Origin of the sequence: Rhizobium sp. B230/85, assembly GCF_019355735.1 — a bacterium.
GTDB lineage: Bacteria > Pseudomonadota > Alphaproteobacteria > Rhizobiales > Rhizobiaceae > Rhizobium > Rhizobium rhododendri.
The window spans coordinates 1,719,704-1,744,925 of the sequence record NZ_CP072156.1 but is presented as its reverse complement, the minus strand read 5'-3'; the positions used below and the strand labels follow the sequence as shown (position 1 = coordinate 1,744,925).

The following is a 25,222-nucleotide window of genomic DNA, read 5'->3' as shown; positions in this document are numbered from 1 at the left end:
ACCGATCACTGCTCGTAGTGCTGGCGCACGAGTTCGTCGAGCAGGCGGACGCCAAAGCCGGAACCCCAGGACTGGTTGATCTCGTCGAGCGGCGAACCGAGGGCGGTGGCTGCGATATCGAGATGGGCCCAAGGCGTATCCTTGACGAAGCGCTTTATGAACTGGGCGGCGCTGATCGATCCGGCCTGGCGGCCGCCGCTGTTCTTCATGTCAGCGAACTTGCTGTCGATCAGCTTGTCGTAATCCTTGCCGAGCGGCATCCGCCACAGGCGCTCGTTGGTGGCAAGACCGGCGGCCGTCAGGCGTTCGGCAAGCGTGTCGTCGTTGGAGAACAGGCCTGCATGCTGGCTGCCGAGAGCGACGACGATGGCGCCGGTGAGCGTCGCCAGGTTGACCATGAATTGCGGCTTGAACCGGTCGTTTGTGTACCAGATGGCGTCGCCGAGAACGAGGCGGCCTTCGGCATCGGTGTTGATGATCTCGATCGTCTGGCCGGACATGGACGTGACGATGTCGCCGGGGCGCTGGGCGTTGCCGTCGGGCATGTTCTCGACCAGGCCGAGGACGCCGACGACATTGGCCTTGGCGCCGCGTGCCGCCAGCGTGTGCATCAGGCCGATAACGGCAGCGGCGCCGCCCATGTCGCCCTTCATGTCCTCCATCCCGGCCGATGGCTTGATGGAAATGCCGCCGGTATCGAAGACGACGCCCTTGCCGATGAAGGCGATCGGTGCCTCGCCGGGCGTGCCGCCGTTCCACTGCATGATCGCCAGACGCGGCGGGCGGACGGACCCCTGGGCTACGCCGAGCAGCGCGCCCATGCCGAGGGTCCGCATGTCGCGCTCGGTGAGGATTTCGACACTAACGCCGAGCTTTTCCAACTCCATGGCCTTGGCGGCGAATTCGACGGGACCGAGGACGTTTGGCGGCTCGTTGACCAGGTCCCGGGCGAGGTTGACGCCGGCCGCAATCGCTTCCGAATCGCCGAACAGGACATCGGCTTGCGCAGCCTTGGCAGTGACGATGGTCACCTTGATTGCCTTGCTGGTCTTCTCGTCGTCTTCGCCCTTGCGGGTCTTGTAGGTATCGAAGCTGTAGGCGCGCATCAGCATGCCCAGCGCGAAATCGGCAGCATTCTGCGGGGTGACGTCGGCACCCGGGCTGTCGACGAAAACCGTCACGGTCTCGACCTTCTTCATGCGCGCTGCAGCGACGCCGCCGAGCTTCAACCAGTCATGCGGCGTGGTATCGGCCGGCTTGCCCGTCCCTATCACCAGGATCCTCTCGACGGGTGACCCTTCCGGCGCGACGATATCGAGGGTCTTCAGCGACTTTGCAGAATAGCCGGCGATGCGGGTTGCCTTGGCAACGGTGTTAGCAGGATCGACGTGCTCCGCGCCGGCCGGTCGTTCGCTGCCGATACCCTGGAGGAGGACAGCCAGTCCCGTCGTCGGCCGTGCCGAGGGTGCAAAGGAGATTTCGAATTTCACAGACATGTCAGCTCCACGATGTGCCCGATGCCGGGTCTTTGATGTGGGATCATTTAGGGTTTCCCCATTGAATACAAGCTTAAGGGCCACAAAGCCTGCATTAGTTCGCAGCAAACTGCGCGTACCAGTCGTAGCACGCCCCATACCCCTACACTTTATATCCATGGGAAATCGGCAGCGCGAAGGGGATGGTTGCCGGGTCTGCAAAGCGGCTGTCGCCCACCTCCGATCACAAACGACACACCATGGAAATATTTCGAGAAATTAACGAAATTTTCGCGTGCCGCTTGTCGCAAAAAAATAACAAACAGCGTAGAGGAATTGGAACTGCGAGGCCTGAGGGCTTTCGGAGACGCGTCGCATCAAGGGCCGGCATGAAACTACTTGAATCCTATATTACCCGGCGTGTCGGTTTGATGTTTCTGGTGGCGCTGCTGCCGGTTCTTGCCATCATCTGGACGACTCAGGTGTTGCAGCGCATCAATCTGGTGACGGACAGCGGCCAGTCGATGGGGTCGTTCGCGACGCTTGCCACCCTCATCCTGCCAACGATCATTCCCGTCGTGCTGCCTTTCGCCCTGGTGATCGGCATCACGCAGACGCTAACTGCCATGAACACCGATTCGGAATTGACGGTGATGGAGGCTGCGGGTGCCAACCGGATCGTGATCATCCGCCCGATCATGCTTCTGGCCGTCGCAGTCAGCATTTTCTCCTTTGCCGTCGACAATATGGTTGAGCCAAAGGCGCGTGTCGCGGCGCGCGACATGGTCGCTGCAGCTTATGCCGACCTTCTGTCCACGGTCATCGAGGAAAAGAACTTCCGCCGCATCGAAGACGGTCTCTATGTCGAGATCTCTCAGCGGATGTCGGGGCGTATCCTCAAGGGCCTGTTCGTCGCCGATTCCCGCGACCCGGCCTTCGACCTTATCTATTACGCCAAGGAAGGCGCCGTCGATCCGAGCGGCAAGTCGCTGCTGATGCATGACGGCGAAGTGCACCGCAAAACCGTCGACGGCAACGTCTCGGTCATCAAGTTCGACAGCTATTCATTCGACCTCTCGGATCTTAGCCAGAGCCGTGGCCAGGCCAATCTTCGCTCCGGCGACAGAAGCCTGCCATTCCTGCTGCATCCAGATCCAAACGATGCCGACTACAAGGCGAAGCCGACAGGCTACCGCGCCGAGCTTCACCGCCGCCTGACGGACTGGATGCTGCCGGCGATCTTTGCGCTGATCTCCCTCGTCATTGCCGGCGATGCCCGGTCCCATCGTGAGGCACGCCTGCATCCGATGGTGTCTGCGCTCACCATCTCGTTCGGCCTGCGCTGGGCGGATTTCTATGCCGCCAACCAGATCGAAGCCGCGCCCTATTTCATCGGCGTTCTCTATGCAATCAACATCGGTTCGATCCTGATCTGCATCTTCCTGCTGTCACGCACGAAGAAGCGGACCATGCCAACGACCTTGCGCAATCGCATCAGCGGATGGTGGCTGCGGGCGCAGGCGAAAATGCCGGCATCCGGTGGGAAATCGAGCGGAGGCAACGCATGATTTTCGGCACCCTGAACCGCTATTTCTTCCTCCGTTATGCCATCACCACCGGCTGGTTCTTCGTCGGTGTGACGGCCATCGTCTTCCTCGCCGATTTCAGCGAAAATGCCGGCCGGCTGTCCGGCCTTCCCGGCTACACCGTCGCCATCGGGCTGCTGATGACTGCCGTTCGCCTGCCGCTCATCCTGCAGCAGACGATGCCGTTTCTCGTGCTGTTCGTCGGCATGACGACGCTGATCGCGCTCAATCGTCGCTACGAACTGGTGATTGCCCGCGCCGCCGGCATTTCCGTCTGGCAATTCATGGCGCCGTTCATTTTCGGCGCGTTTATCGTCGGGCTGCTGACAATGCTGGTGCTCAACCCGATAGCGGCGGCCGGCCAGCGACAGGCGGATGCGCTCGAGGCGGACCTGCGCGGCGACCCCTCCTATCACAACCGGCTCTCCGTGCCGTGGCTGCGCCAGATCGCCCGCGACGACGATGTCATCATTGGCGCGAAAACCGTTGTCGACAACGGCATGACGCTGATGAACGCCGTTTTCATCCACTTCAATCCACAGGGCGACGTGGTGCTTCGGCAGGACGCAAACTCGGCTAAGTTGGAAGATGGTTACTGGCTTCTTACCGGCGTTGTGGAGCGTGCTCCGGGGGAGATCCCTGCGCACAAGGCTACGGTGCGCGTCCGTACGAATTTGAAACAGGATTTCGTGTCCCAACGGCTGGCGCAGCCTGAAACCATTGCTTTTTATGATCTTTCTAATCGAATTGAGATCGCACGAAGCTTTGGTATATCTACCAAGGCGTTGGAGACGCAGTTTAACTCCCTGCTTTCACAACCCTTCCTCATGGTGGCAATGACTCTCATTGCCGCAACCGTGTCTCTAAAATTCAGCCGTTTCAACCAGTCACGTTCCGTGATTCTGGGTGGAATACTCGCAGGCTTCGTGCTTTATGTCGTCAACGTGCTTGTAAAGGCATTCGGAAGTAGTGGCGTTGTGCCTCCCTTCGTGGCGACATGGATACCCGTGGTCGTCGCCTTGGCTTTGGGCGCAACGATCCTGCTTCATCAGGAGGATGGCTAGTGGCGGTCACTAACCGCAAACAGATCAGAAAGCTCTCGGCTGTCGTCTTGGCAGCACTGAGTGCCTACGTCGCGACGTCGCCTGCCGTATTCGGCCAGGACGGCTCGCCAATGAAAACCGCGAAGGTCAATGTACCGGCTGATTCGAAGCTGGTGCTGTCCTCGAACGAGCTGATCTATAACAAGGACACACAGGTCGTCACCGCTAACGGCGCGGTGCAGATTAACTATGGCGGCTACAAGATGGTCGCCCAGCAGGTCGTCTACAACCAGAAGACCGGCCGGATGATGGCGCTCGGCAATGTCGAGCTCATCACGCCCGACGGCAATCGCATGTACGGCGACAAGATGGACGTTACCGACAGTTTCTCGGATGGCTTCGTCGATTCGCTGCGCATCGAAATGCCGGACAACACCCGCCTTGCCTCCGAAAAGGCCGAGCGGGTTGGCGGTACGCAGATGATCCTGACCAAAGGCATTTACACGGCCTGCCTCGCCTGCACCAAGCTCGGCAAGGCACCGCTGTGGCAGGTGAAGGCGCAGCGCGTCGTGCAGAATGGCGTGACGCACACGGTTCGCCTGGAGCACGCCCGGTTCGAACTGTTCGGCCTGCCGATTGCCTACATTCCCTGGATCGAAGTTCCGGACAACACGGTCAAGCGCAAGTCTGGCTTCCTGTTCCCGACCTTCAGCGTCTCGCAAAACCTCGGTTTCGGCGCCAAGGTTCCCTATTACTACGTCATATCGCCGAGCATGGACGCCACCGTCAGTGCGACGGGGTACACCACGCAGGGCTTCCTGCTCGAAGGCGAATTCCGCCAGCGGCTTGAAAACGGCACCTATACCATCCGGGCTGCCGGCATCGACCAGAACAAGCCCGATGCCTTCACTGCAGGCACGAGCGACGCGGAATCCAAGACCCGTGCGCTGATCGCCTCCAAGGGCGACTTCCAGATCAATCCACGCTGGACGTTCGGCTGGGATGTGATGGCGCAGACGGACAACAACTTTGCCCGTACCTACGGCATCGAGGGTCTCAACCAGAGCACCCACACCAACGAGGTCTATTTGACGGGCCTCGGCAAGCGCAACTATTTCGACATGCGCGGCTTCTATTACGACGTGCAGGACGCCACCGAAAACAGCGACAGCGAGAAGCAGCAGGCGATCGCTGCCCCTGTCATCGATTACCACTATGTCGATCCCAAGCCTGTCTACGGCGGTGAACTTTCGGCGACGATGAACTTCACCAACATCTCACGCCAGGAAGTAGCTGCGCGCGACCTCAGCGACCTGACGACCAAGGATCGGTTTGAGGGACTGAAGGGCGACACCAGCCGCCTGACGACCGAATTGCAATGGCAGCGGACTTTCGCGACGCAGGGTGGCCTCCTCCTCACCCCGTTGATGGCAGCACGCGGCGATGCGTACGGCCTCGGCATGGACTCGCCGAATTCGATCGGCACCAACTACAGCTATTCCGGCAACTACGACGACAGCAGCACGGCCGCACAGGGCATGCTGACGGCCGGGATCGAAGCGAAATATCCGATCATGGTCTCGACGGCGAACAGCACACACGTGTTCGAGCCGATTGCACAGCTTTACGTTCGTCCGAACGAAACGCTGGCAGGCCGGTTGCCGAATGAAGACGCGCAGAGCTTCGTCTTCGACGCCAGCAACCTCTTCAATCGCGACAAATTCTCGGGCTTTGACCGGATCGAAGGCGGCACGCGCGCCAATCTCGGTATCCGCTACACCGGCAGCTTCGACAGCGGTTACAAGCTGACGAGCATTGTCGGCCAGTCCTACCAGCTGGCAGGACAGAACTCTTTCGACACGGCGGATCTTGTAAACGCCGGCGCCGAGTCTGGCCTCGAAGACAGTGTTTCCGACTATGTCGCCATGGCGTCTCTATCGACACCGCAGGGCTTGTCGTTGACGGGCTCCTACCGCCTCGATCACAAGGACATGTCGTTCAAGCGTGGTGACTCGACGCTGGGGTATGCGAATGCCGACTTCCAGACCTCGGTAACCTACACGCATATCAAGGCGCAGCCCGAATACGGCTTCACCTCCGACAACGACGAAATCCAGACACGCGCCCAGATCAACTTCAAGGACTACTGGGCGATCTTCGGGACAGTCAGCTACGACCTGAACAACAACGATGTGACCCGTCGCGGCGTCGGACTGTCCTACAGCGACGAATGCACGATCTTCAGCATCTCCTACCTGTCGAAAAGCGACAGCGTGGACCAGACTGCCAGCGACTGGTCTATCGGTGCGAAGATCACCTTCCGCACCCTCGGCGACATCAATGTCGGCAGCGCGTCGGACACCACCTTCTAGCAGCAAGCGCACGGTGACCGGATTTCCATCCGGTCACCGTGATATCGCCGCCCAAAGATCCCATTCCGTGCAAAATCCGTGTCATTGTTTCGCCGCAAGGATTGTGCAATTCCATAGCCTTGCTGTAGATGGTCGGCAGGAAATGTTGGCCCGTCCGGATACGTCCGGGACAGGAGCGGCCAACCGCTGGGACCTTTGAGAGGGATAGTCGATGTTTGCTGGACAGAACCCGGTACGCGCCATTTTAACCGGCGCTGTCGCCTTGGCCATTGCCACATCCCTGCCGATCTCGGGCCAGGCTGCGCCACAACAGCGGGGCGCTCCTCCGGCCGTCGCATCGGGCACCAGCGAGGTCAAGGTCCTCGTCAATAATGAAGTCATCACCAGCGGCGACATCGCCAAGCGTATCAACTTCATGCGCCTGCAGCACCAGACGGGCGACTTGCCCAAGCTCGCCAAGGAGCAGCTGGTCACGGAACTGCTGAAGCGCCAGGAAATCCAGCGCGTTCGCATGTCGGTGTCTACCACGGATGTCGATGCTTCCTATGCCCGCTTTGCCGCAAGCAACAAGATGAAGACGGAACAGCTGAACGAGGTCCTCACAAAGACCGGCGTCACGCCCGCGCATTTCAAAGCCTATATCGCCATCCAGATGAGCTGGCCGCGCGTGCTCAATGCCCGTTTCGGCGCCAGCGGCAAGCTCTCGCCCGACGAGCTCATCACTCGCATGACGCAGAACAAGAACAACACGTCGACCACGGAATATTTCCTCAAGCAGGTCATCTTCGTGGTGCCCGCCGCTAAAAAGGGAACGATGGAAGCCAAGCGCAAGGCGGAGGCGGATGCCTCGCGCGCGAAATTCCCGGGATGCGAGCAGGCCAAGGTGTTTGCCGCCACGATGCATGACGTCTCGGTGCGCGACCTCGGCCGCGTTCTTGCGCCGGAACTGCCAACCCAGTGGAAGCCGCTGGTCGAGGGCGCGACCGGCAACACAACGTCCTCCATCGTCACGGACCGTGGCGTCGAGTATCTGGCCATTTGCTCCAAGCGTCAGGTCAGCGACGATGTCGCCGCCGCCGCCGTCTTCCGCCAGGAAGATCTTGGCAAGAACGCCCAGGGCGAGGCCACCGGCAACGAGAAGAAATACGTGGATGAACTGCGCTCCAAGGCGCAGATCATCTACCGCTGATCTCTGCGGATGACAGCGCTCCACACCCGGCCACTGGCGCTTACCCAGGGCGACCCTGCCGGCATAGGCCTCGACATAACGCTTGATGCGTGGATGCGCCGCACGGAGCTGGGGCTGGCGCCGTTCCTGTTCATCGGCGACCCGGCTGCCCTTGCAGTGCGCGCCCGGTTGCTGGGACGGGACATTCCCCTTCGCGAATGCGATGCTGCGACTGCCTTCTCGATCTTCGCCACCGCGCTGCCGGTTCTGCCGGTGGCTTCGGGTGTGGACGTGGCTGCTGGCGTGCCGCATGTTTCGACCGCGCGCGGCACCATCGCTGCGATCGAGACTGCCGTACAGCTGACAATGGCCGGAGAGGCTGCGGCTGTCGTGACCAACCCGATTGCCAAGTCCGTGCTATACGAGGCTGGCTTCGGCTTTCCCGGTCATACGGAATTTCTTGCGGACCTTGCAGGCCGCCACAGCGGCAAGCGCTTCATGCCCGTGATGATGCTGGCCGGCCCGAAATTGCGGGCCATACCTGTGACCATCCACATTCCCCTGAAAGATGTGCCGACAGCGCTGACAGCAGACATCATCATCGAAACCTGCCGGATCACGCACGCGGATCTCAAGGCCCGTTTCGGCATTCCCCGCCCCCGGCTCGCGGTGGCCGGCCTCAATCCTCACGCCGGCGAGGACGGGACGCTCGGCAGCGAGGACAAGGACATCATCCACCCCGCCATCGAGGTGCTGCGCGCCGAGGGTATCGACGCCTTCGGGCCGCTGCCGGCCGACACAATGTTCCACGACGACGCACGCCATCGCTACGATGTGGCTATCTGCATGTATCATGACCAGGCGTTGATCCCGGCCAAGGCGCTCGGATTCGACGACTCCGTCAACGTGACGCTCGGCCTTCCCTTCGTTCGCACATCGCCGGACCACGGCACCGCCTTCGGCATTGCCGGCAAGGGCATTGCCAAGGCGGACAGTCTCGTGGCGGCCCTGAAGCTTGCTGCCGACCTTGCCCGTGTCGACAGGATATCTGCCTGATGGCCGCTCTCGACGGGCTGCCTCCCCTTCGCGACGTCATCGAGCGGTTTGGGCTGGATGCACGCAAGGCGCTGGGACAGAATTTCATTCTCGACCTCAACCTGACGCAGCGCGTGGCGCGGACGGCCGGTAACCTCGAGGGCATTACCGTCATAGAGGTCGGGCCCGGTCCCGGGGGACTGACGCGGGCAATCTTAGCGCTCGGTGCCAAGAAGGTCATAGCCATCGAGCGCGACCCGCGCTGCCTGCCGGCGCTAGCCGAGATTGCTGCCCATTATCCCGGCCGGCTGGAGGTGATCGAAGGCGATGCGCTGAAGATCGACTTTGCCGCGCTGGCGACAGATGGCCCCGTGCGCGTCATCGCCAACCTCCCCTACAATGTTGGCACACAGTTGCTGCTGAACTGGCTGCTGCCAGCCGTTTGGCCCCCGTTCTGGCAATCGCTGACACTGATGTTCCAGAAGGAAGTCGGCCAGCGGATCGTCGCTGCCGAGGGCGACAATCATTACGGACGACTGGGCGTGATCTGTGGCTGGCGCACGGAGGCCTATGCTGCTTTCGATATCTCGCCGCAGGCTTTCACGCCGCCACCCAAGGTCACCTCGTCGGTGATCCACCTGACACCGCGCGAAAACCCGATCCCCTGCTCCGTCGCAAAGCTCGAGCGTGTTACCGAGGCGGCTTTTGGCCAGCGCCGCAAGATGCTGCGCCAGAGTGTCAAATCGCTCGGTGGGGAAGCGCTGCTGGCGCGCGCCGACATCGACCCGACAAGGCGGGCTGAAACGTTGTCCGTGGAAGAGTTCTGCCGGCTGGCGAACTGCCTCTAAAGTTTCGGCACTTCTTCCAGCAAGCCCCGAATGAAATCGAACATACCGTGGCGACGGTCGCGGCGCAGACGCTCGGCCTTGACGATCGACTGCACCGAATCGAAGGCTGTGTTCAGATCCTCGTTGACCAGAACGTAATCGTACTCGCGCCAGTGCTCGATTTCGGCGCGGGAATTCTGCAGCCGCGTCGCAATCACCGCCTCCGAGTCTTCGGCACGGCGATGCAGGCGGGACTGAAGTTCCGTCATGGTTGGCGGCAGGATGAAGACCGAGACGACGTCTGCCGCCATCTTGTCTTGCAACTGCTGGGCGCCCTGCCAGTCAATATCGAACAGCATGTCGCGGCCCTCGGCCATGGCAGTCTCGACAGGCTCGCGCGGCGTGCCGTAGAAATTGCCGTGAACCTCTGCCCATTCCAGAAGTGCATCGGAATCCCGCATCCGCTCGAACTCGCGCTGCGAGACGAAGTGATAGTGGACATCGGCGATTTCACTCGGGCGACGCTGGCGCGTGGTGACGCTGACGGAAAGGCTGAGTTGCTTGTCGTCTGCCAGCAGCGTGCGGGCAATCGTCGATTTGCCGGCGCCCGATGGCGAGGAGATGACCAGCATCAGACCGCGTCGGGCGATTGGCAACGATGGCGAGGTCGCCGTATTCATCGTTCACTCCAAATTCTGAACTTGTTCGCGAAACTGGTCGATGACCACCTTCAATTCGATGCCGGCGTTGGTAACGGCTGCGGCATTCGATTTCGAACAGACGGTATTCGATTCGCGGTTAAATTCCTGTGCAAGAAAATCGAGCTTGCGCCCTATCGGGCCACCTTTCCTCATCAATTCGCGAGAAGCGGCAACATGGGCCTTCAGCCGGTCGATCTCCTCGCGCAAATCCGCTCTTGTGGCGATGAGCGCCGCTTCTGCGTGAAGCCTGTCGCGATCCAGCCCGGAGGCTGCATCCATCAACAAGGCGACCTGGGCTGCAAGCCTCGTGGCGATTTCAGCCGGCGACCGCGAGGGATCGCGCTCTATGGTATCCGTCAGCGTCTCGATGGTGGCCACTTGATCTAGCAGGACTCGGGCCAGCGCCTGCCCTTCCTGTTCCCGCATGGCCTTGAGGTCGTAAAGCGCACCCTCGAGCCCCGCCATGATATCGGCGTCGCGGCTGGCGACTGCATCGTCACCCTCGGGGGTCTCGCGAAACTCTATGATGCCGCGGATCGCCATCAGCGTATCGAGCTTCAGCGGCGCGGGATCGATGATGCCGGCCAGCTGATCGCGCATGGCAAGTACGGTGGCGAGCGCTGCCTGGTTGACGACCGCCTCGAAGCGGTTCTCGTCGGCCGAGATCGACAGGCTTGCCTGAATGTTGCCACGGGAAAACTGCAGCGGAACAAGGCGCCGGATGTCGAGTTCCAGACGCTCTAAGCCGGGCGGCAGGCGCAGGCGCAAGTCGAGCCCCTTGCCGTTGACCGAGCGCAGTTCCCAGGCCCAGCGGTAGCGACCGCTGGTGCCTTCACGCCGGGCAAATCCTGTCATGGACTGCAGTGCCATCAGCGTCTCCGTGCTTTGCTTCGGGTTACTTCTTCTTTGCCGGCGTCACAGTACCATTTTCTTCAGGTTGGCCATCGACAACGATATCGGTGCTGTTTACGCCCTTGTCGGCCAGGATCTTGCGCCAGCGCTTGACGTTGGCGTTATGCTCTTCCAGCGTCGCGGAAAAGACATGCCCGCCACTGCCGTCGGCTACAAAGTAGAGATCCTGCGACTTCCAGGGGTTGGCCGTGGCTTCGAGTGCATCGCGTCCGGGATTGGCAATCGGCGTCGGCGGCAAACCCTTGATGATGTAAGTGTTGTACGGCGTTTCCTTCTTCAGGTCCGATTGGTAGATCGGCCGGTCTGTCGGCTTGCCGTCCCCGCCAAACAGACCGTAGATCACGGTTGGATCAGACTGAAGGCGCATGTTCTTGGCGAGGCGGTTGATGAATACCGACGCTACATGTGCACGCTCGTCGGCAAGGCCGGTTTCCTTTTCGACGATCGACGCCAGTATGACGAGTTCCTGCTTGCTGGCGAATGGCAGGTTGGCGTCACGCTTTTCCCAGATCTGGTCGACCAGCTTCTTCTGGGCCGCAGCCATCTGGTCGACAATCTCGGCACGCTTCGCGCCGCGAGAAAACTTGTAGGTGTTCGGCTCGAGACTTCCCTCCGGCGGCAGGGCAGACGGCAGTTCGCCCTCGAGTATGGGATCGGCCTGAAGCTTGTTGAAGATCTGGCGAGTTGTCAGGCCCTCCGGCAGCGTGACGGAATAGAGAATGGACTTGCCGGACTCCATCAACTCCATGATGTCCTTCATGGACGCGCCGGCCTTGATCTCGTATTCGCCGGCCTTCAGCGTATCGCCGTCGCGGAGTTGACGGGCCGCCAGATATTTGAATATCCGCGCATCAGAAATGATGTTGCTGGCCTCCAGCCGAGAAGCGATTTCGGATGGACCCGCTCCGTTACGGACGATGAAGTTGGCATTGGTGGTCAGCGGTCCGGGAGACTGGTAGGTCGAGACGACATAGTAGAAGCCGATAACGCCCAGCGCGATGACGAATACGACTAGCGTCATCAGGAAGTTCAGGAATATGACCATCTGGCTGCGGGCCTTGCGGGACCGCTTCGGTGGCTCCGGCACGCGTTCGGGACGCAATGCCTCGTTTGGCGATTTAGGAATGATCGGTCCCTTCTGCCCCGCCGGCGTATCCCCGTTCTGGTTCGTGTCGTTCACCGGCAGTCCCTTCTTCTTGTCTTTGTCCGCTCTTGACCAAGCAATGCGGCAAAAACAGGTTCAGGATCTTCCGCGCACACGTCGCGCGCGAAAAATCAGCCGTTACCTGCCTCTATGCCTCATAGCGGCGCAGAACGAGCGACGCGTTGGTTCCGCCAAATCCGAAGGAGTTCGACAGCGCAATGTTGACATCGCGCTTGCGCGCGGTGTGCGGTACCAGATCGATCGCGGTCGGCCGCTCCGGATTGTCGAGGTTCAGCGTCGGCGGCACGATATTGTCGCGGATCGCCAGCGCCGAGAAAATCGCCTCGATTGCACCGGCCGCTCCGAGAAGATGTCCGGTCGCCGACTTGGTGGACGACATCGAGATCTTAGAAGCGGAGGCGCCGACCAGTCGCTCGACGGCGCCAAGCTCGATCGTATCGGCCATGGTCGATGTGCCGTGGGCGTTGATGTAGTCGACATCGGCTGCCGTGACGCCCGCACGCTTCAGGGCAGATGTCATGCAGCGGAAAGCGCCCTCGCCGTTTTCGGAAGGTGCGGTGATGTGGTAGGCGTCGCCGGACAGGCCGTAGCCGACCACTTCCGCATAGATCTTGGCGCCGCGCGCCTTGGCGTGTTCGAGTTCCTCGAGCACGACGATGCCGGCACCCTCGCCCATGACAAAGCCGTCACGGTCGTTGTCGTAAGGGCGCGAAGCCTTCTGTGGATCGTCGTTGTGCTGGGTCGACAACGCCTTGCAGGCGGCAAATCCAGCCATTGCAATGCGGCATACAGGAGCCTCGGCACCGCCGGCAACCATCACGTCGGCATCGCCAAAGGCGATGAAACGGGCGGCGTCGCCGATGGCATGGGCCCCGGTGGAACAGGCTGTGACGACGGCGTGGTTGGGGCCGCGCAGCTTGTGGCGGATAGACACCTGACCGGACACGAGGTTGATCAGACGGCCGGGAATGAAAAACGGTGAGATACGCCGTGGCCCCTTGTCACGCAACGTGTAGCCGGCCTCGACGATACCCTCAAGACCACCGATGCCGGAGCCGATCATCACGCCGGTGGCGATCTGGTCCTCGTCGGTCTTCGGGTGCCAGCCGGCATCGTTCAGCGCCATTTCGGCGGCGGCCATGCCGTAGATGATGAAGGGATCGACCTTGCGCTGTTCCTTAGGCTCCATCCAGTCGTCGGCATTGAACGTGCCGTCGCTACCATCGCCGACGGGAACCCGGCAGGCAATCTTGGCAGGCAGGTCGGAAACTTCGAATTCGGTGATCAGACGGGCGCCGTTATGGCCGGCGAGCAAGCGTGTCCAGGACACCTCCGTGCCACACCCCAAAGGAGATACCATGCCGGTACCCGTGATAACGACACGTCTCATCGCCCTCAGCCCCTGTCTTCGCGCATGCCATGCATAATATATGGAAAGTCCGGCATGACCGGACGAAAAAGGGCGGACACCATGAGCCCGCCCTTTGATATTGCCAAGCTGTTAAGCCTGGGCCTTTTCGATGAACTTTACAGCGTCACCAACCGTCAGAATGGAATCGGCAGCATCGTCCGGGATTTCAACGCCGAATTCTTCTTCGAATGCCATGACCAGTTCGACAGTGTCGAGCGAGTCCGCACCCAGGTCGTCGATGAAGCTGGCGCCTTCAACAACCTTGTCGGCGTCGACGCCAAGATGATCAACAACAATTTTCTTAACGCGTTCTGCGATATCGCTCATGTCGGTTTCCTCGACCTTATTTCCTGATCAGAATGCCGTCTGGCACCCCTACCCTGTTTTCAACCTGCAGCACTCAATCGGAGCACCGTTGGCAAACCCGTTCAACCCGGCTTGAGATACCACAAAACCGCGCAATAACGGCATGTAGAATCTGCGTATTCGGGACGACTGTTCACAGTCATGGCCCGATTAACATGCTTTATCTCTGTCGCAAAGCCTGAAAATCAACCCCACGGGCCCGCCCGACAAGCTGTTGGGGACAAATTCTCTCCCCAACCGCAATTTCCATTTCAGATCATGGCCATGCCGCCGTTGACGTGCAGCGTCTGCCCCGTCACGTAGGCAGCTTCGCTGGATGCGAGATAGGCGACGGCCGCAGCGATCTCGGCACCGGTGCCCATGCGCTTCATCGGGATGGCGCCCATGATGCCGTCCTTCTGCTTGTCGTTCAGCTTGTCGGTCATGGCGCTGGCGATGAAGCCCGGCGAGACGCAGTTGACGGTGACGTTGCGCGTGGCGATTTCCTGGGCCAGCGACTTTGTCATGCCGATCATGCCGGCCTTTGAGGCGCAGTAGTTCGCCTGGCCCGGATTGCCGGTCGTACCGACGATCGACGTGATGTTGATGATGCGGCCGTAGCGGCGGCGCATCATCGGATGCGTGAGTTCGCGAGTCAGTCGGAATGTCGAGGTCAGGTTGATCTCGATGACATTATCCCAGTCTTCGTCGCTCATGCGCACGAACAGGCCGTCCTTTGTAATGCCGGCATTGTTGACGAGAATATCGACGCCTTCGAGTTCTGCCTCGGCCTTGGCGGCGAGCGCCTTGACTTCGGCGCGGTCGGAAAGGTTGGCCGGGAAGATCTTGACGCGATCGCCGAGTTCGGCTGCCAGTGCCTCGAGCTTTTCGACACGAGTCCCGTGCAGGCCGACGATGGCACCCTGGGCGTGCAGCGTGCGGGCGATTTCCTCGCCGATACCGCCGGTGGCGCCGGTAATCAGGGCCTTGCGGCCAGTCAGGTCAAACATGTGAGTTTCCTCATTCCTGGATGTTGCGTGCTTGGTAGCGCACTCGGTCAGCCGACGAGGCCGGCAAGCGCTGCTTGGATATCAGCGGGCGAATTGACGGCGATGCCGGTCACAGACTTGTCGATGCGCTTGGCAAGCCCGGTCAGCACCTTGCCGGCACCGATTTCATAGAGCGTCGTCACATCGTTTGCGGCAAACCACTGAACCGTCTCGCGCCAGCGAACCTGGCCTGTGACCTGCTCGACCAAGAGCGCGGCAATCTCGCCGGCATCGGTGACGGGAGCAGCACGGACATTGGCGATGACAGGTACGATAGGATCGGACATCTTGACGTTGGCGAGCGCTTCGCGCATCGCGTCTGCGGCCGGTGCCATCAGGCTGGAATGGAAGGGTGCGGAGACAGGCAGCAGGATCGCCCGCTTGGCGCCCTTTTCGGTCGCCAGTGCCGCCGCCTTCTCGATGGCTGCCTTCTCGCCCGAGATCACGATCTGGCCGCCACCATTGTCATTGGCGATCTGGCAGGCGCCGAGCGCCGATGCTTCCTCACAGACGGCAACAACGTCCGCCTGCTCGAGCCCGATGATGGCAGCCATCGCGCCGGTGCCGACGGGAACAGCTGCCTGCATGGCGTTGCCGCGGATGCGCAGAAGACGGGCGGTGTCGGCGAGCGTGAAGGTGCCGGCAGCACAGAGCGCCGAGTATTCGCCGAGCGAATGGCCGGCGACATAGCCGACCTTACCCTTGAGATCGAGTCCCCGGGCTTGCAGAACCCGAAAAGCGGCCATCGATACGGCCATCAACGCCGGTTGGGCATTGGCCGTCAGCGTCAGCTTGTCTTCGGGGCCGTTGAATATCGTCTCGGAAAGAGCCTCGCCAAGGGCGTCATCGACCTCGGCAAAGACCGCGCGGGCTTCGGGAAACTGCTCGGCCAGATCCTTGCCCATGCCGACGGCTTGGCTTCCCTGACCCGGGAATGTGAAAGCAACAGTCATTGTTTGGCGTCCTTGTTTGGCTTCCCAATCGGCATTCTTGCCCCCGGAGTCAAGAGCGCAGGCCTGACGGCACCGGGCTTTTGCGGATGCTAAGGCTCACGAATTTTTCTTGCACTTGCGAGAATTAGACCTAAATTCCCGCCGTCCTCCCGGACATGCATCCCCGCCAGATCCAAGGTTTTCCCATGAAATATCAGAATTTAGGCCGCACAGGCATTTCGATTTCGCAAATCTGCCTTGGCACCATGACCTGGGGCACACAGAACAGCGAAGCCGAGGCCCACGAGCAGATGGATTTCGCCGTCGAGAAGGGCATCAACTTCTTCGATACTGCTGAAATGTACCCCGTTACCCCGCTGTCTGCCGAGACACAGGGGCGCACTGAGGAGCATATCGGCACCTGGTTCGAAAAGACCGGCAAGCGCACGGATATCGTGCTCGCCACCAAGGTTGCCGGAAACGGACGTTCCTATCTGCGCGGAGGCCAGGGCGCCGACGCCGCCAATATCCGCCTGGCGCTCGAGGCCAGCCTGAAGCGCCTGAAAACCGACTATATAGACCTCTACCAGATCCACTGGCCGAACCGCGGCCATTTCCACTTCCGCCAGAGCTGGAACTACAATCCCTTCACCCAGGACCGCGCCGCTGTCATTACCAACATCGAGGACATCCTCCAGACGCTTGGCGAATGCGTCAAGGAAGGCAAGATCCGCGCAATCGGCCTTTCCAACGAGACAAGCTGGGGTACGCAGAAATATTTGACGCTGGCCGAACAGAAGGGCCTGCCGCGCGTCGCCAGTATCCAGAACGAATACAGCCTCCTTTATCGCCATTTCGATCTCGACCTTGCCGAACTGTCGCATCACGAAGATGTCGGGCTGCTGGCCTACTCGCCGCTCGCAGCCGGGCTCCTCACCGGCAAATATGTCGGCGGGGCCAAGCCAGAGGGCTCCCGCGCGGCCATCAATGGCGATCTCGGCGGCCGCCTGCAGCCGCTCCAGGAGCCGGCCGTCAAGGCCTATCTCGAAATCGCCAGCAAGCACGGCCTCGATCCGTCGGCGATGGCCATCGCCTTCTGCCTTACCCGCCCGTTCATGGCAGCAGCCATCATCGGGGCGACCACGATGGAGCAGCTGAAGATTAATATCAGCGCCGCAGACCTGACGCTGTCGCCCGGGGTGTTGGCCGAGATAGCCAAGGTTCATCGCCAATACCCGATGCCGATCTGAAGATTTCTCTTCTCCCCACCGGGGGAGAAGATGCCCGCCAGGGCAGATGAGGGGGACGCGCGGCATACCGTGTACCGCGTGAGGAGCGCCCCCTCATCCGACCCCTTCGGGGCCACCTTCTCCCCGGCGGGGAGAAGGAGACACAGCCACTTCCTCATATTCCTTCACCTCTCCCTTGCCTTTCCGCCAGAATCCCGTATAAGCCGCCCTGTTCGCAAACCCGGTCATCTGGCTGGTGGCTGAACGGAGGGCCGGTTTCCAAATGGAAATCGTTCGGAACGGAAGCGTTCCAGCCTCCCGTGTCTCCGCTCTCGACCGTCTCGGATTAACGCTTTCTTGCTTGGGTTCGCCCTTACAGGAGCAGTCGTTGAGGCTTAGCCGCCGATACCGGGTTTCACAAACGCAAGAAAGGCAAAGCTCATCATGGCTCTTTACGAACATGTATTCCTTGCCCGACAGGACGTTTCCGCGCAGCAGGTTGATGCCCTCGTAGAACAGTACAAGGGTGTCATCGAAGCTAACGGTGGCAAAGTCGGGCGTATCGAGAACTGGGGCCTCAAGTCCCTGACTTATCGCATCAACAAGAACCGCAAGGCTCACTACGCCCTGATGGACATCGACGCTCCTCCTGCCGCCGTGCAGGAAATGGAACGCCAGATGCGCATCTCGGAAGACGTCCTGCGCTACATGACGATTGCCGTCGAAAAGCACGAGGAAGGCCCGTCTGCCATGATGCAGAAGCGCGACCGTGACGATCGTCCGCGTCGTGATGGCGACCGTCCGGATCGTGGTGGCTTCGGCGACCGTGGCCCGCGCCCGGATCGTGGTGATCGCGAAGACCGTCCGCGCCGTCCGCGCGAAGACCGCGTTTAAGGAGATCTGAATATGTCTGAAGCTTCCTCCTCGTCGCAGGTCCGTCGTCCGTTCCATCGTCGTCGCAAGACCTGCCCGTTCTCCGGTGCCAACGCACCGCGGATCGACTACAAGGACGTTCGCCTTCTGCAGCGCTACATTTCCGAGCGCGGCAAGATCGTTCCTTCGCGTATCACGGCCGTTTCCCAGAAGAAGCAGCGCGAACTGGCCCAGGCCATCAAGCGCGCCCGTTTCCTCGGCCTGCTGCCTTACGTCGTCGCTTAATCGCGGCTGACTGATCGAGACATGAGGGAAGGCAGCGATGCCTTCCCTTCTTCCTTCCACGGTGGGCGTGGATCGAAACCGTTTGAAACCCATGTTGGGGCTGCGCTGCTGAGATTTTATTCAGTTACGAACCTCTAACTGCTTGAACAAGCAGGACAGCGACTTGAAGACCTTGAACTCACGATTGATGCTGACCGGCGTGCTCGCCGGCATTACCGCGACCCTGCTTGTGCTGGCCGCGAATGCGCAGCCGTCATTCAGTGCTGTCCTTTACGCTGCGTCTGCCCTCCCAATTCTGATTGCCGGCCTCGGCTGGGGCAATATTGCCGCCATCGTCTCGATCCTTACCGCCTTCGTGCTCGGCGCGGTCGCCATATCGCCATCGTTTGCTTTCGTCATGGCGCTGGTGACGCTGGTGCCGGCCGGCTGGATCAGCCATCTGGCAAATCTTGCCCGCCCCGCCAACGAACTCGGCGGACCGGACCACCTGTTGGCCTGGTATCCTCTCTCCGACATGCTGGTGCAGCTCTGCGGGCTCGTCACCATCGGCGTCATCGCCGTCGGCGTGATGATCGGCTACGGACCTGAGCTCACCGACAAGATGGTGGATGCGCTGATGACGGCGCTTTCGGCACAGGAGCCGTCTTTCCAGCCGGACCCGGATGCCACCGCCCAGACAAAATCGCTGATCGTCCTGATGCTGCCCGCCCTGCAGGCGGCAATCTGGGTCATCATGCTGTTTGCCGCCTACTACATTGCAACCCGGATCGTCACCGCCTCGGGCCGCAATTTCCGGCCGCGGGAGGATGTGCCTTCGGCGCTCAGGATGAACCGCAATGCGATCTTCATCTTTCTGGCCGGCCTCGTTGCCTGCTTTGCCGGCGGAATTCCTGCCATGGTCGGCGCAACCGTGTTCGGAGCCTTCGGCGCCGGCTTCGTGCTCGCCGGCTTCTCGACGCTCCACTTCAAGACACGCGGCAAGGACTGGCAGCTGCCGGTCCTTATCCTCTGTTACCTGGCGGCCACCATGGTGCTGCCAATCTTCTTCATCCTCGTTCTCGGCCTGTCCGATACCCGCAAGGCGATCGCACTGACCCCGAACAAGGATGCGAATGCCTCGAACAAACCCGATCCAAAAACCTGACATTGAAAGGATACCACGATGCAAGTCATTCTTCTCGAACGCGTTCCCAAGCTCGGCCAGATGGGCGAGACCGTAAAAGTCCGCGACGGCTTTGCCCGTAATTACCTGCTGCCACTCGGCAAGGCTCTTCGCGCCAACGCCGCCAACAAGACCCGTTTCGAAGCTGAACGCGCAACGCTCGAAGCCCGTAACCTGGAGCGCAAGAGCGAAGCCCAGAAGGTTGCCGACGTTCTCGAAGGCAAGTCCTTCAACGTTGTCCGCTCGGCTGGCGAAACCGGCCAGCTGTACGGCTCGGTCGCTGCTCGCGACGTCGTCGACATCCTCGCTGCAGAAGGCTTCAACATCGGCCGCAGCCAGGTTGAGCTGAACACCCCGATCAAGACCATCGGCCTGCACAGCGTTACGCTGGCCCTGCACGGCGAAGTCGAAATCGCAATCGAACTGAACGTTGCCCGTTCCGCCGAAGAAGCCGAACGCCAGAAGCAGGGCGAAACCCTGACTTCGGCCGACGCCATCTACGGCATCGACGAAGACGCACTGCGTCCGGAAGACTTCTTCGATCCGGATGCCGACGGCAACCGCGACGACGAATAGTCACAACTTTCGCTTCACGGCGGCGTTTGAGCCCGGATCTCACGATCCGGGCTTTTTGCGTTTTGTGGCCTCAGGCCTAATTCGCCTCCGGCTTCGAAGCCTTGTCTATGGAGACGACGACGGAGAGGCCGGGGGCTAGATTGGCGGCTTCCGGCTGGCCGGGGTCAATCGTCACGCGGACGCCTACGCGCTGGGCTACCTTGGTGAAATTGCCCGTGGCGTTGTCGGGCTTGATCACGGCGAACTCGGAACCGGCAGCAGGCGAGAAACTCTGGATGTGGCCCTTCAGCCGGCGGTGACCGAAGGCGTCGACGGAGATCGCCACGGGTTGGCCGACCTGCATGCCGTCGAGCTGCGTTTCCTTGAAATTGGCGATCACCCAGGTGTCTTCGGGCACGAGCGCCAGCAATTGCGTGCCGGCCGTGACGTATTGGCCCAACCGGACGCCAATTTCACCGAGCCTGCCCGACCTCGGGGCAATGATGGTGGCATTCTGCAGGTCGATGGACGCCTGCTGCATCGCCGCCTCGGCGCCGGCAATGCCTGCCTCGAGCGAGGCGCGGTTGACGATGATCGTCGTCAGGTTCTGCCGCGAGACCTCGACGGCTGCCAGCGCCTGGTTGACGGCAGCCTTTGCCTGCTCGAGCGTCGCTTGCGCGGTCTCGGCATCGCTGGTGGTCGATACGCCCTTCTGGACGAGCGTCTCGATGCGTTCCCAGGCCAATTGCGCCCGCGTCAGCCCCGCCTGCACGCTATCGACAGCCGCCTGGCTCGAGGCGATCTCGGCGCGAGCTACCAGCTCCTGCTGGCGGGAATTGGCAAGGCCCGCCTTCTGGCCGTCGCGGTTGGCACGCGCCTGGGCGAGTTTCTGCTGGTAGATGCGGTCGTCGACCCTGGCCAGTACCTCGCCCTGCTTGACGCTCTCGTAGTCCTTGACGCGAACGTCCGTGACGTAGCCGCTGACTTGCGGGCTGATGACCGTGACGTAGCCCTTGACGTAAGCGTCGTCTGTCGTCTCCACAGATGTCCTGAAGGGTGGCAGATGCCAGGCATAGAGCACCAGCATGATGCCGCCGATGCCGGCGAGGACGGCAACCACTTCGATGGGAGATCGGACAAGCCTGGACATGGTGCAGCGTTCCTCAGGTCGCGGATGCGGTGGCCGGCGCATCGGCCGGTTTGGTGCGGATGACGGCGATCAGCCGGTTTGCAATCAATACGACAAATGCCAAGGCTGCGATCACCCCGGCCACGAAGAAGGCGTCGCCGAAGGCAAGGCTGTAGGCCTCGCGCGTGACCTGGGCGCCAAGCAGCGTAAGCCCCTCGCCGTTCAGCAGGCGCGAATCGGTAATCACCTTGCCATAGGAGGCTGAAAGCTGCGCTGCCCGCTGGGCAACGATCGGATCGGTGAGCAGGACGTGCTCGACCAGGACGCTGGAGTGGAATTTTTCACGGATGGTGATGAGGGTGCCATAGAAGGCCGTCCCCATCAGCGAGCCGATGCTCTGAGTAAACAGGAAAATCACAAAGAAGGTCACCAGGTAAAACGGTCCCTTCGAAAGCGCGGCGCGGAAACCGGGCGACAGTGCCGGCGGCAGGAACAGCGTGATTCCGGCCGACATCAGCGCCTGGCTGAGATACATCTGCTCGGGACGCGTCAGGCTTGTCACCTGGCTATCCATGAAGGCGGCTGCTATCATCATCGGCAGCGCGATCATCTGGATCTGCCAAGTGTAGCCGACATTCATCAGGGCTGCGCAGGTCAGCCCCCCGACGAGCGAGAACACCAGGATGATGGTGTAGAGCATCTGCAGCTGATCGTAGAGCAGGCCGATATTCTGGTAGTAGATCAGCAGGATAGAATTCTGCTCCGCCGCGATCATGCGGAAGACGAGCAGCACGATGGTCAGGCGCACGTTCGGCCACGTCAGAAGCCAGCGGATATCGATGAGCGGCGTCGTTCGGTCGAGATCGATCACCACCGCCACCGTCAGCGTCGCGATGCTGACGGCGAGGACAACGCCGAGCCATGGCACTTCCAGCCACCAGTAGAGCCGGCCGACGGACAGAACGACGGCGAGACAGCCAAAACCGATGGCGACCAGGAGATAGACGACGATATCGCCGAAGTTGATGATCTTGACCCGCGGCGGGGCAGTCAGCGGCAGGAGATAGATGATCGGCATCACCAAAAGGGCGAGGCCCATTTCCAGCGTGTAGAGACCCCGCCACTCACCGAAATCGAGGAGTGTCGGCGACACCAGCCGCGTGATCGGTGCTGCTAGCGTCGTATTCATCATCGCCAGGCTGAGCCCGACGGTCAGTTTCTTGGCCGGTGGGAATGCCTCGAGCATGTAGAGGAAGCCGAGCGTCGACAATGGCGCTGCGGCAATGCCGCTGAGAAAACGAACGATGACTGCCGATTGGAGATCAGAGACGAACAGATTGAGCAGCGAGGCGACGACGAAGCCGATGATGCTGATCTCGGCGAAATTGCGCACGCCGTACTGCATGCGGATCTTGACCAGAAAGATCGCCAGGCTGACATTCGGCGCCATGTAGGCAGCCGACAGCCAGGCGGATTCCGTTGTCGTCGCGGCAATGGTGCCCTGGATCTGGGTAAGGTTTGCAAGCGCGAGGTTCATCCCCAGCCCCTGCGTCAGAAAGAACATCACCGAGGACAGCATGTAGCCGAGTGCCTTCCATCCCGGCATCGCCGGTGGATCAGCCATTGCAGGCGCCGGTGCCGGGGTGCCGGCAGCGCCACCTGCAGCCTCTCCGTCGGTGGCGGCAACGGCGCTCAAGCTACCTCGTCTTTGCCGATGTTCGGCAGATTTGCCGCCATAGTGCGGATCACCTTGAGCGCGGTCGCCCGATCTGCGTCGGATATGCCTTCGAGGATATCGGCGCGGACCCGCGCTGCCAGCGCGTCGATCTCGATGGCGATGACCTTTCCGGCCTCGGTGGTATGGATCTGCTTGGCGCGGCGGTCGGTCTCGACGGCGCGACGCTCGATAAACTTCTGGCCTTCCATCGCGTCGAGAATGCGCACCAGCGTCGGCGTTTCGAGCTCCAGAAGCTCGGCCAATTCACGCTGGTTGATACCGTCCTTCTTGGCCAGCGCAAAAAACACGCGGGCGCGGGCAAGCGTCATGCCGCGCTTGCGAACAAGAGCATCGAAGCCCGCCCGCAACTTTCTGTTGAAAGCCGAAAGCTCATCGAAGAATTCACGGCTCGTCGCTTTGTCGGGCATGTTTCACGCTTTATCTTGCTCTGAAGGCTGTCAGATTACCGGCTTCTATCATCTTTTCAAGCGACGGCTGTCTCGCGCTCAAAGACAGACAACAGTCAAACAGTCTAATTTGCCTTCCGGCACGGGCGAGTCGGGCACTCCATGCGGAGCAAGCGGCAAATGCAAAGATTGCACGCTTTTTTGTGGCCCTGTGGACAACGGGCATAGGGCGGACGAATCACCCATGCCGGGTGCATTATCGGCCGAACGGCCTTGACGCCCAAGGCCCCAGGGTCGAACACCACCGCGAAGTGAAGGTAGGAGATCGAGATGGATGTGATGAACGACGCAGGTCGCAAGAGCGCAGCACTTGCTCCCGCCGAACAGCATTACCGTGAAGCCCCGAACAACATCGAGGCGGAGCAGGCGCTGCTGGGCGCAATTCTCGTCAACAACGACGCCTATTACCGCGTTTCGGACTTCCTGAAGCCCGTGCATCTCTACGAGCCGCTTCATCGAAGGATTTTCGAGGTTGCCGGCGACATCATCCGCATGGGCAAGATCGCCAACCCGGTGACCATCAAGACCTTCCTGAAGGCCGACGAGAAAGTCGGCGACATGACGGTGGCGCAGTATCTGGCGCGCCTTGCCGCCGAGGCCGTGTCGATCATCAATGCCGAAGACTACGGTCGAGCCATCTACGACCTCGCCCTGCGTCGGGCGCTGATCACAATCGGCGAGGACGTGGTCAACATCGCCTATGACGCACCGCTGGACATGCCGCCGCAAAGCCAGATCGAGGATACCGAGCGCCGGCTGTTCGAACTCGCTGAAAACGGTCGCTACGACGGCGGTTTCCAGGCCTTCAACGATGCTGTCGCCATGGCAATCGACATGGCTGCCGTCGCCAAGGAGCGCGATGGCGGGCTTTCGGGCATCTCTACCGGTATCCATTCGCTCGACAGCAAGATGGGCGGACTGCAGCGCTCGGACTTGATCGTGCTGGCCGGACGCCCCGGCATGGGCAAGACGTCCCTCGCCACCAACATCGCCTATAACATCGCCGCCGCCTACGAGGGCGAAGTGCAGGCAGACGGCTCGACCAAGGCGAAGAACGGCGGCGTCGTCGGCTTCTACTCGCTGGAAATGTCGTCGGAACAGCTGGCGACGCGTATCATCTCCGAGCAGACGGAAGTCTCCTCGTCGAAGATCCGCCGAGGCGACATCAACGACGCCGATTTCGAAAAGCTCGTCGCCTGCTCGATGATGATGCAGAAGGTGCCTCTTTTCATCGACCAGACCGGTGGTATCTCGATCGCCCAGCTCGCCGCCCGCGCCCGCCGCCTGAAGCGCCAGCGGGGCCTCGACGTGCTCGTCATCGACTATATCCAGCTGATGACCGGTTCGGGCAAATCGGGTGAGAACCGTGTGCAGGAAGTGACCCAGATCACCACCGGCCTGAAGGCGCTGGGCAAGGAACTGAATGTGCCGATCATTGCCCTGTCGCAGCTGTCGCGTCAGGTGGAAAATCGCGACGACAAGCGGCCGCAGCTTTCGGACTTGCGTGAATCGGGCTCGATCGAGCAGGACGCTGACGTCGTGCTGTTCGTGTATCGCGAGGAATATTACGTCAAGAACCAGGAGCCCCGCGATCCGGCCGACCCGAAGTATAACGAGTGGGAACAGCTGTTCGAGAAGGTCAAGGGCACCGCCGACGTTATCATCTCGAAGCAGCGCCATGGACCGACCGGCACCGTAAAGCTCGCCTTCCAGGCCGAGTTCACGCGCTTCGCAGATCTCGCGGATTCGTCGTTCACGCCGTACGAGGAGCATTAATGCCAGGC

General features: G+C 61.0%; 23 protein-coding genes. 12 read left to right on the top strand and 11 right to left on the bottom strand.

The window, feature by feature from the left end:
* Positions 1-5: 5 nt before the first annotated feature.
* Positions 6-1,496, bottom strand: a complete 1,491-nt coding sequence (locus J5289_RS08395; protein WP_209183341.1) for a leucyl aminopeptidase — start codon at positions 1,494-1,496, stop codon at positions 6-8.
* A 368-nt stretch (positions 1,497-1,864) separates the two neighbouring features.
* Between J5289_RS08395 and J5289_RS08390 the strand changes: the two genes are divergently transcribed.
* From J5289_RS08390 to rsmA, 6 genes are all read left to right on the top strand, one after another.
* The gene (locus J5289_RS08390) at positions 1,865-3,043 is read left to right on the top strand and encodes an LptF/LptG family permease (protein WP_209183340.1); all 1,179 of its coding nucleotides are present in this window, start codon (positions 1,865-1,867) and stop codon (positions 3,041-3,043) included.
* Complete coding sequence (gene lptG, locus J5289_RS08385) at positions 3,040-4,125, top strand: LPS export ABC transporter permease LptG (RefSeq protein ID WP_143122967.1); 1,086 nt, start codon at positions 3,040-3,042, stop codon at positions 4,123-4,125. The genes J5289_RS08390 and lptG overlap by 4 nt, the downstream gene beginning before the upstream one ends.
* On the top strand, positions 4,125-6,476 hold the full coding sequence (locus J5289_RS08380) for an LPS-assembly protein LptD (protein WP_209183339.1): 2,352 nt from the start codon (positions 4,125-4,127) through the stop codon (positions 6,474-6,476). The genes lptG and J5289_RS08380 overlap by 1 nt, the downstream gene beginning before the upstream one ends.
* 211 nt (positions 6,477-6,687) lie before the next feature.
* Entirely contained in the window at positions 6,688-7,665 is a 978-nt protein-coding gene (locus J5289_RS08375; protein WP_209183338.1) for a peptidylprolyl isomerase, read from the top strand.
* 9 nt (positions 7,666-7,674) lie between these two features.
* Positions 7,675-8,700 (top strand): 4-hydroxythreonine-4-phosphate dehydrogenase PdxA, encoded by a 1,026-nt coding sequence (gene pdxA / locus J5289_RS08370; RefSeq protein ID WP_209183337.1) that lies wholly within the window; start codon positions 7,675-7,677, stop codon positions 8,698-8,700.
* Positions 8,700-9,527, top strand: coding sequence for a 16S rRNA (adenine(1518)-N(6)/adenine(1519)-N(6))-dimethyltransferase RsmA (gene rsmA / locus J5289_RS08365; protein WP_209183336.1), 828 nt, complete (start codon positions 8,700-8,702; stop codon positions 9,525-9,527). Before pdxA ends, rsmA begins: the two co-directional genes overlap by 1 nt.
* On the opposite strand, the gene gmk is transcribed toward rsmA, so the two are convergent.
* From gmk to fabD, 7 genes are all read right to left on the bottom strand, one after another.
* Positions 9,524-10,186 (bottom strand): guanylate kinase, encoded by a 663-nt coding sequence (gene gmk, locus J5289_RS08360; RefSeq protein ID WP_111220453.1) that lies wholly within the window; start codon positions 10,184-10,186, stop codon positions 9,524-9,526. The two genes, rsmA and gmk, sit on opposite strands and share 4 nt — an antisense overlap.
* A 3-nt stretch (positions 10,187-10,189) precedes the next feature.
* The gene (locus J5289_RS08355; RefSeq protein WP_209183335.1) at positions 10,190-11,077 is read right to left on the bottom strand and encodes a YicC/YloC family endoribonuclease; all 888 of its coding nucleotides are present in this window, start codon (positions 11,075-11,077) and stop codon (positions 10,190-10,192) included.
* A 25-nt stretch (positions 11,078-11,102) separates the two neighbouring features.
* Positions 11,103-12,305: an endolytic transglycosylase MltG gene (gene mltG, locus J5289_RS08350; RefSeq protein ID WP_247749061.1), complete on the bottom strand. Its 1,203-nt coding sequence runs from the start codon at positions 12,303-12,305 to the stop codon at positions 11,103-11,105.
* 106 nt (positions 12,306-12,411) lie between these two features.
* Positions 12,412-13,674, bottom strand: coding sequence for a beta-ketoacyl-ACP synthase II (gene fabF / locus J5289_RS08345; protein ID WP_209183333.1), 1,263 nt, complete (start codon positions 13,672-13,674; stop codon positions 12,412-12,414).
* A 111-nt stretch (positions 13,675-13,785) separates the two neighbouring features.
* On the bottom strand, positions 13,786-14,022 hold the full coding sequence (locus tag J5289_RS08340; protein WP_027675866.1) for an acyl carrier protein: 237 nt from the start codon (positions 14,020-14,022) through the stop codon (positions 13,786-13,788).
* Between the two features lie 290 nt (positions 14,023-14,312).
* Positions 14,313-15,050, bottom strand: a complete 738-nt coding sequence (gene fabG / locus J5289_RS08335; RefSeq protein WP_209183332.1) for a 3-oxoacyl-[acyl-carrier-protein] reductase — start codon at positions 15,048-15,050, stop codon at positions 14,313-14,315.
* A gap of 47 nt (positions 15,051-15,097) precedes the next feature.
* On the bottom strand, positions 15,098-16,042 hold the full coding sequence (gene fabD / locus J5289_RS08330) for an ACP S-malonyltransferase (RefSeq protein WP_209183331.1): 945 nt from the start codon (positions 16,040-16,042) through the stop codon (positions 15,098-15,100).
* A 185-nt stretch (positions 16,043-16,227) separates the two neighbouring features.
* On the opposite strand from fabD, the gene J5289_RS08325 reads away from it, so the two are divergent.
* The 5 genes from J5289_RS08325 (at position 16,228) to rplI (ending at position 20,146) form a co-directional block, all read left to right on the top strand.
* Positions 16,228-17,271, top strand: a complete 1,044-nt coding sequence (locus tag J5289_RS08325) for an aldo/keto reductase (protein ID WP_209183330.1) — start codon at positions 16,228-16,230, stop codon at positions 17,269-17,271.
* Between the two features lie 423 nt (positions 17,272-17,694).
* Positions 17,695-18,144 (top strand): 30S ribosomal protein S6, encoded by a 450-nt coding sequence (gene rpsF / locus J5289_RS08320; RefSeq protein ID WP_111158624.1) that lies wholly within the window; start codon positions 17,695-17,697, stop codon positions 18,142-18,144.
* A gap of 12 nt (positions 18,145-18,156) precedes the next feature.
* Positions 18,157-18,408 carry a 30S ribosomal protein S18 gene (gene rpsR / locus J5289_RS08315; RefSeq protein WP_111220447.1) on the top strand — a complete coding sequence of 84 codons (252 nt, stop codon included), beginning with the start codon at positions 18,157-18,159 and terminating at the stop codon, positions 18,406-18,408.
* 187 nt (positions 18,409-18,595) lie between these two features.
* Positions 18,596-19,552 (top strand): DUF2232 domain-containing protein, encoded by a 957-nt coding sequence (locus tag J5289_RS08310; RefSeq protein ID WP_374108283.1) that lies wholly within the window; start codon positions 18,596-18,598, stop codon positions 19,550-19,552.
* An 18-nt stretch (positions 19,553-19,570) separates the two neighbouring features.
* Positions 19,571-20,146, top strand: coding sequence for a 50S ribosomal protein L9 (gene rplI / locus J5289_RS08305; protein WP_142829700.1), 576 nt, complete (start codon positions 19,571-19,573; stop codon positions 20,144-20,146).
* Positions 20,147-20,222: 76 nt separating this feature from the next.
* Here the strand turns inward: rplI and J5289_RS08300 are convergent, their stop codons facing one another.
* The 3 genes from J5289_RS08300 to J5289_RS08290 form a co-directional block, all read right to left on the bottom strand.
* Positions 20,223-21,275, bottom strand: coding sequence for an HlyD family secretion protein (locus J5289_RS08300; RefSeq protein WP_209183328.1), 1,053 nt, complete (start codon positions 21,273-21,275; stop codon positions 20,223-20,225).
* 13 nt (positions 21,276-21,288) lie between these two features.
* On the bottom strand, positions 21,289-22,878 hold the full coding sequence (locus J5289_RS08295; RefSeq protein WP_209184088.1) for an MFS transporter: 1,590 nt from the start codon (positions 22,876-22,878) through the stop codon (positions 21,289-21,291).
* Positions 22,879-22,946: 68 nt separating this feature from the next.
* Positions 22,947-23,399, bottom strand: a complete 453-nt coding sequence (locus tag J5289_RS08290) for a MarR family winged helix-turn-helix transcriptional regulator (protein ID WP_111220444.1) — start codon at positions 23,397-23,399, stop codon at positions 22,947-22,949.
* A gap of 318 nt (positions 23,400-23,717) precedes the next feature.
* Between J5289_RS08290 and J5289_RS08285 the strand changes: the two genes are divergently transcribed.
* A complete protein-coding gene (locus J5289_RS08285) occupies positions 23,718-25,214 on the top strand; it encodes a replicative DNA helicase (protein WP_111220789.1) in 1,497 nt (498 codons plus the stop codon).
* The last annotated feature ends 8 nt before the right edge of the window (positions 25,215-25,222 follow it).

What these genes read in the sequence shown, in the direction of transcription:
- J5289_RS08290 (WP_111220444.1), bottom strand. Translation starts at nt 23,399, where the DNA reads ATGCCCGACAAAGCGACGAGCCGTGAATTCTTCGATGAGCTTTCGGCT.
- rpsF (WP_111158624.1), top strand. Translation starts at nt 17,695, where the DNA reads ATGGCTCTTTACGAACATGTATTCCTTGCCCGACAGGACGTTTCCGCG.
- J5289_RS08390 (WP_209183340.1), top strand. Translation starts at nt 1,865, where the DNA reads ATGAAACTACTTGAATCCTATATTACCCGGCGTGTCGGTTTGATGTTT.
- rplI (WP_142829700.1), top strand. Translation starts at nt 19,571, where the DNA reads ATGCAAGTCATTCTTCTCGAACGCGTTCCCAAGCTCGGCCAGATGGGC.
- fabD (WP_209183331.1), bottom strand. Translation starts at nt 16,042, where the DNA reads ATGACTGTTGCTTTCACATTCCCGGGTCAGGGAAGCCAAGCCGTCGGC.
- J5289_RS08285 (WP_111220789.1), top strand. Translation starts at nt 23,718, where the DNA reads ATGAACGACGCAGGTCGCAAGAGCGCAGCACTTGCTCCCGCCGAACAG.
- lptG (WP_143122967.1), top strand. Translation starts at nt 3,040, where the DNA reads ATGATTTTCGGCACCCTGAACCGCTATTTCTTCCTCCGTTATGCCATC.
- J5289_RS08355 (WP_209183335.1), bottom strand. Translation starts at nt 11,077, where the DNA reads ATGGCACTGCAGTCCATGACAGGATTTGCCCGGCGTGAAGGCACCAGC.
- rpsR (WP_111220447.1), top strand. Translation starts at nt 18,157, where the DNA reads ATGTCTGAAGCTTCCTCCTCGTCGCAGGTCCGTCGTCCGTTCCATCGT.
- J5289_RS08310 (WP_374108283.1), top strand. Translation starts at nt 18,596, where the DNA reads ATGCTGACCGGCGTGCTCGCCGGCATTACCGCGACCCTGCTTGTGCTG.
- J5289_RS08325 (WP_209183330.1), top strand. Translation starts at nt 16,228, where the DNA reads ATGAAATATCAGAATTTAGGCCGCACAGGCATTTCGATTTCGCAAATC.
- gmk (WP_111220453.1), bottom strand. Translation starts at nt 10,186, where the DNA reads ATGAATACGGCGACCTCGCCATCGTTGCCAATCGCCCGACGCGGTCTG.
- J5289_RS08395 (WP_209183341.1), bottom strand. Translation starts at nt 1,496, where the DNA reads ATGTCTGTGAAATTCGAAATCTCCTTTGCACCCTCGGCACGGCCGACG.
- J5289_RS08375 (WP_209183338.1), top strand. Translation starts at nt 6,688, where the DNA reads ATGTTTGCTGGACAGAACCCGGTACGCGCCATTTTAACCGGCGCTGTC.
- fabG (WP_209183332.1), bottom strand. Translation starts at nt 15,050, where the DNA reads ATGTTTGACCTGACTGGCCGCAAGGCCCTGATTACCGGCGCCACCGGC.
- rsmA (WP_209183336.1), top strand. Translation starts at nt 8,700, where the DNA reads ATGGCCGCTCTCGACGGGCTGCCTCCCCTTCGCGACGTCATCGAGCGG.
- pdxA (WP_209183337.1), top strand. Translation starts at nt 7,675, where the DNA reads ATGACAGCGCTCCACACCCGGCCACTGGCGCTTACCCAGGGCGACCCT.
- J5289_RS08300 (WP_209183328.1), bottom strand. Translation starts at nt 21,275, where the DNA reads ATGTCCAGGCTTGTCCGATCTCCCATCGAAGTGGTTGCCGTCCTCGCC.
- J5289_RS08340 (WP_027675866.1), bottom strand. Translation starts at nt 14,022, where the DNA reads ATGAGCGATATCGCAGAACGCGTTAAGAAAATTGTTGTTGATCATCTT.
- fabF (WP_209183333.1), bottom strand. Translation starts at nt 13,674, where the DNA reads ATGAGACGTGTCGTTATCACGGGTACCGGCATGGTATCTCCTTTGGGG.
- J5289_RS08295 (WP_209184088.1), bottom strand. Translation starts at nt 22,878, where the DNA reads ATGGCTGATCCACCGGCGATGCCGGGATGGAAGGCACTCGGCTACATG.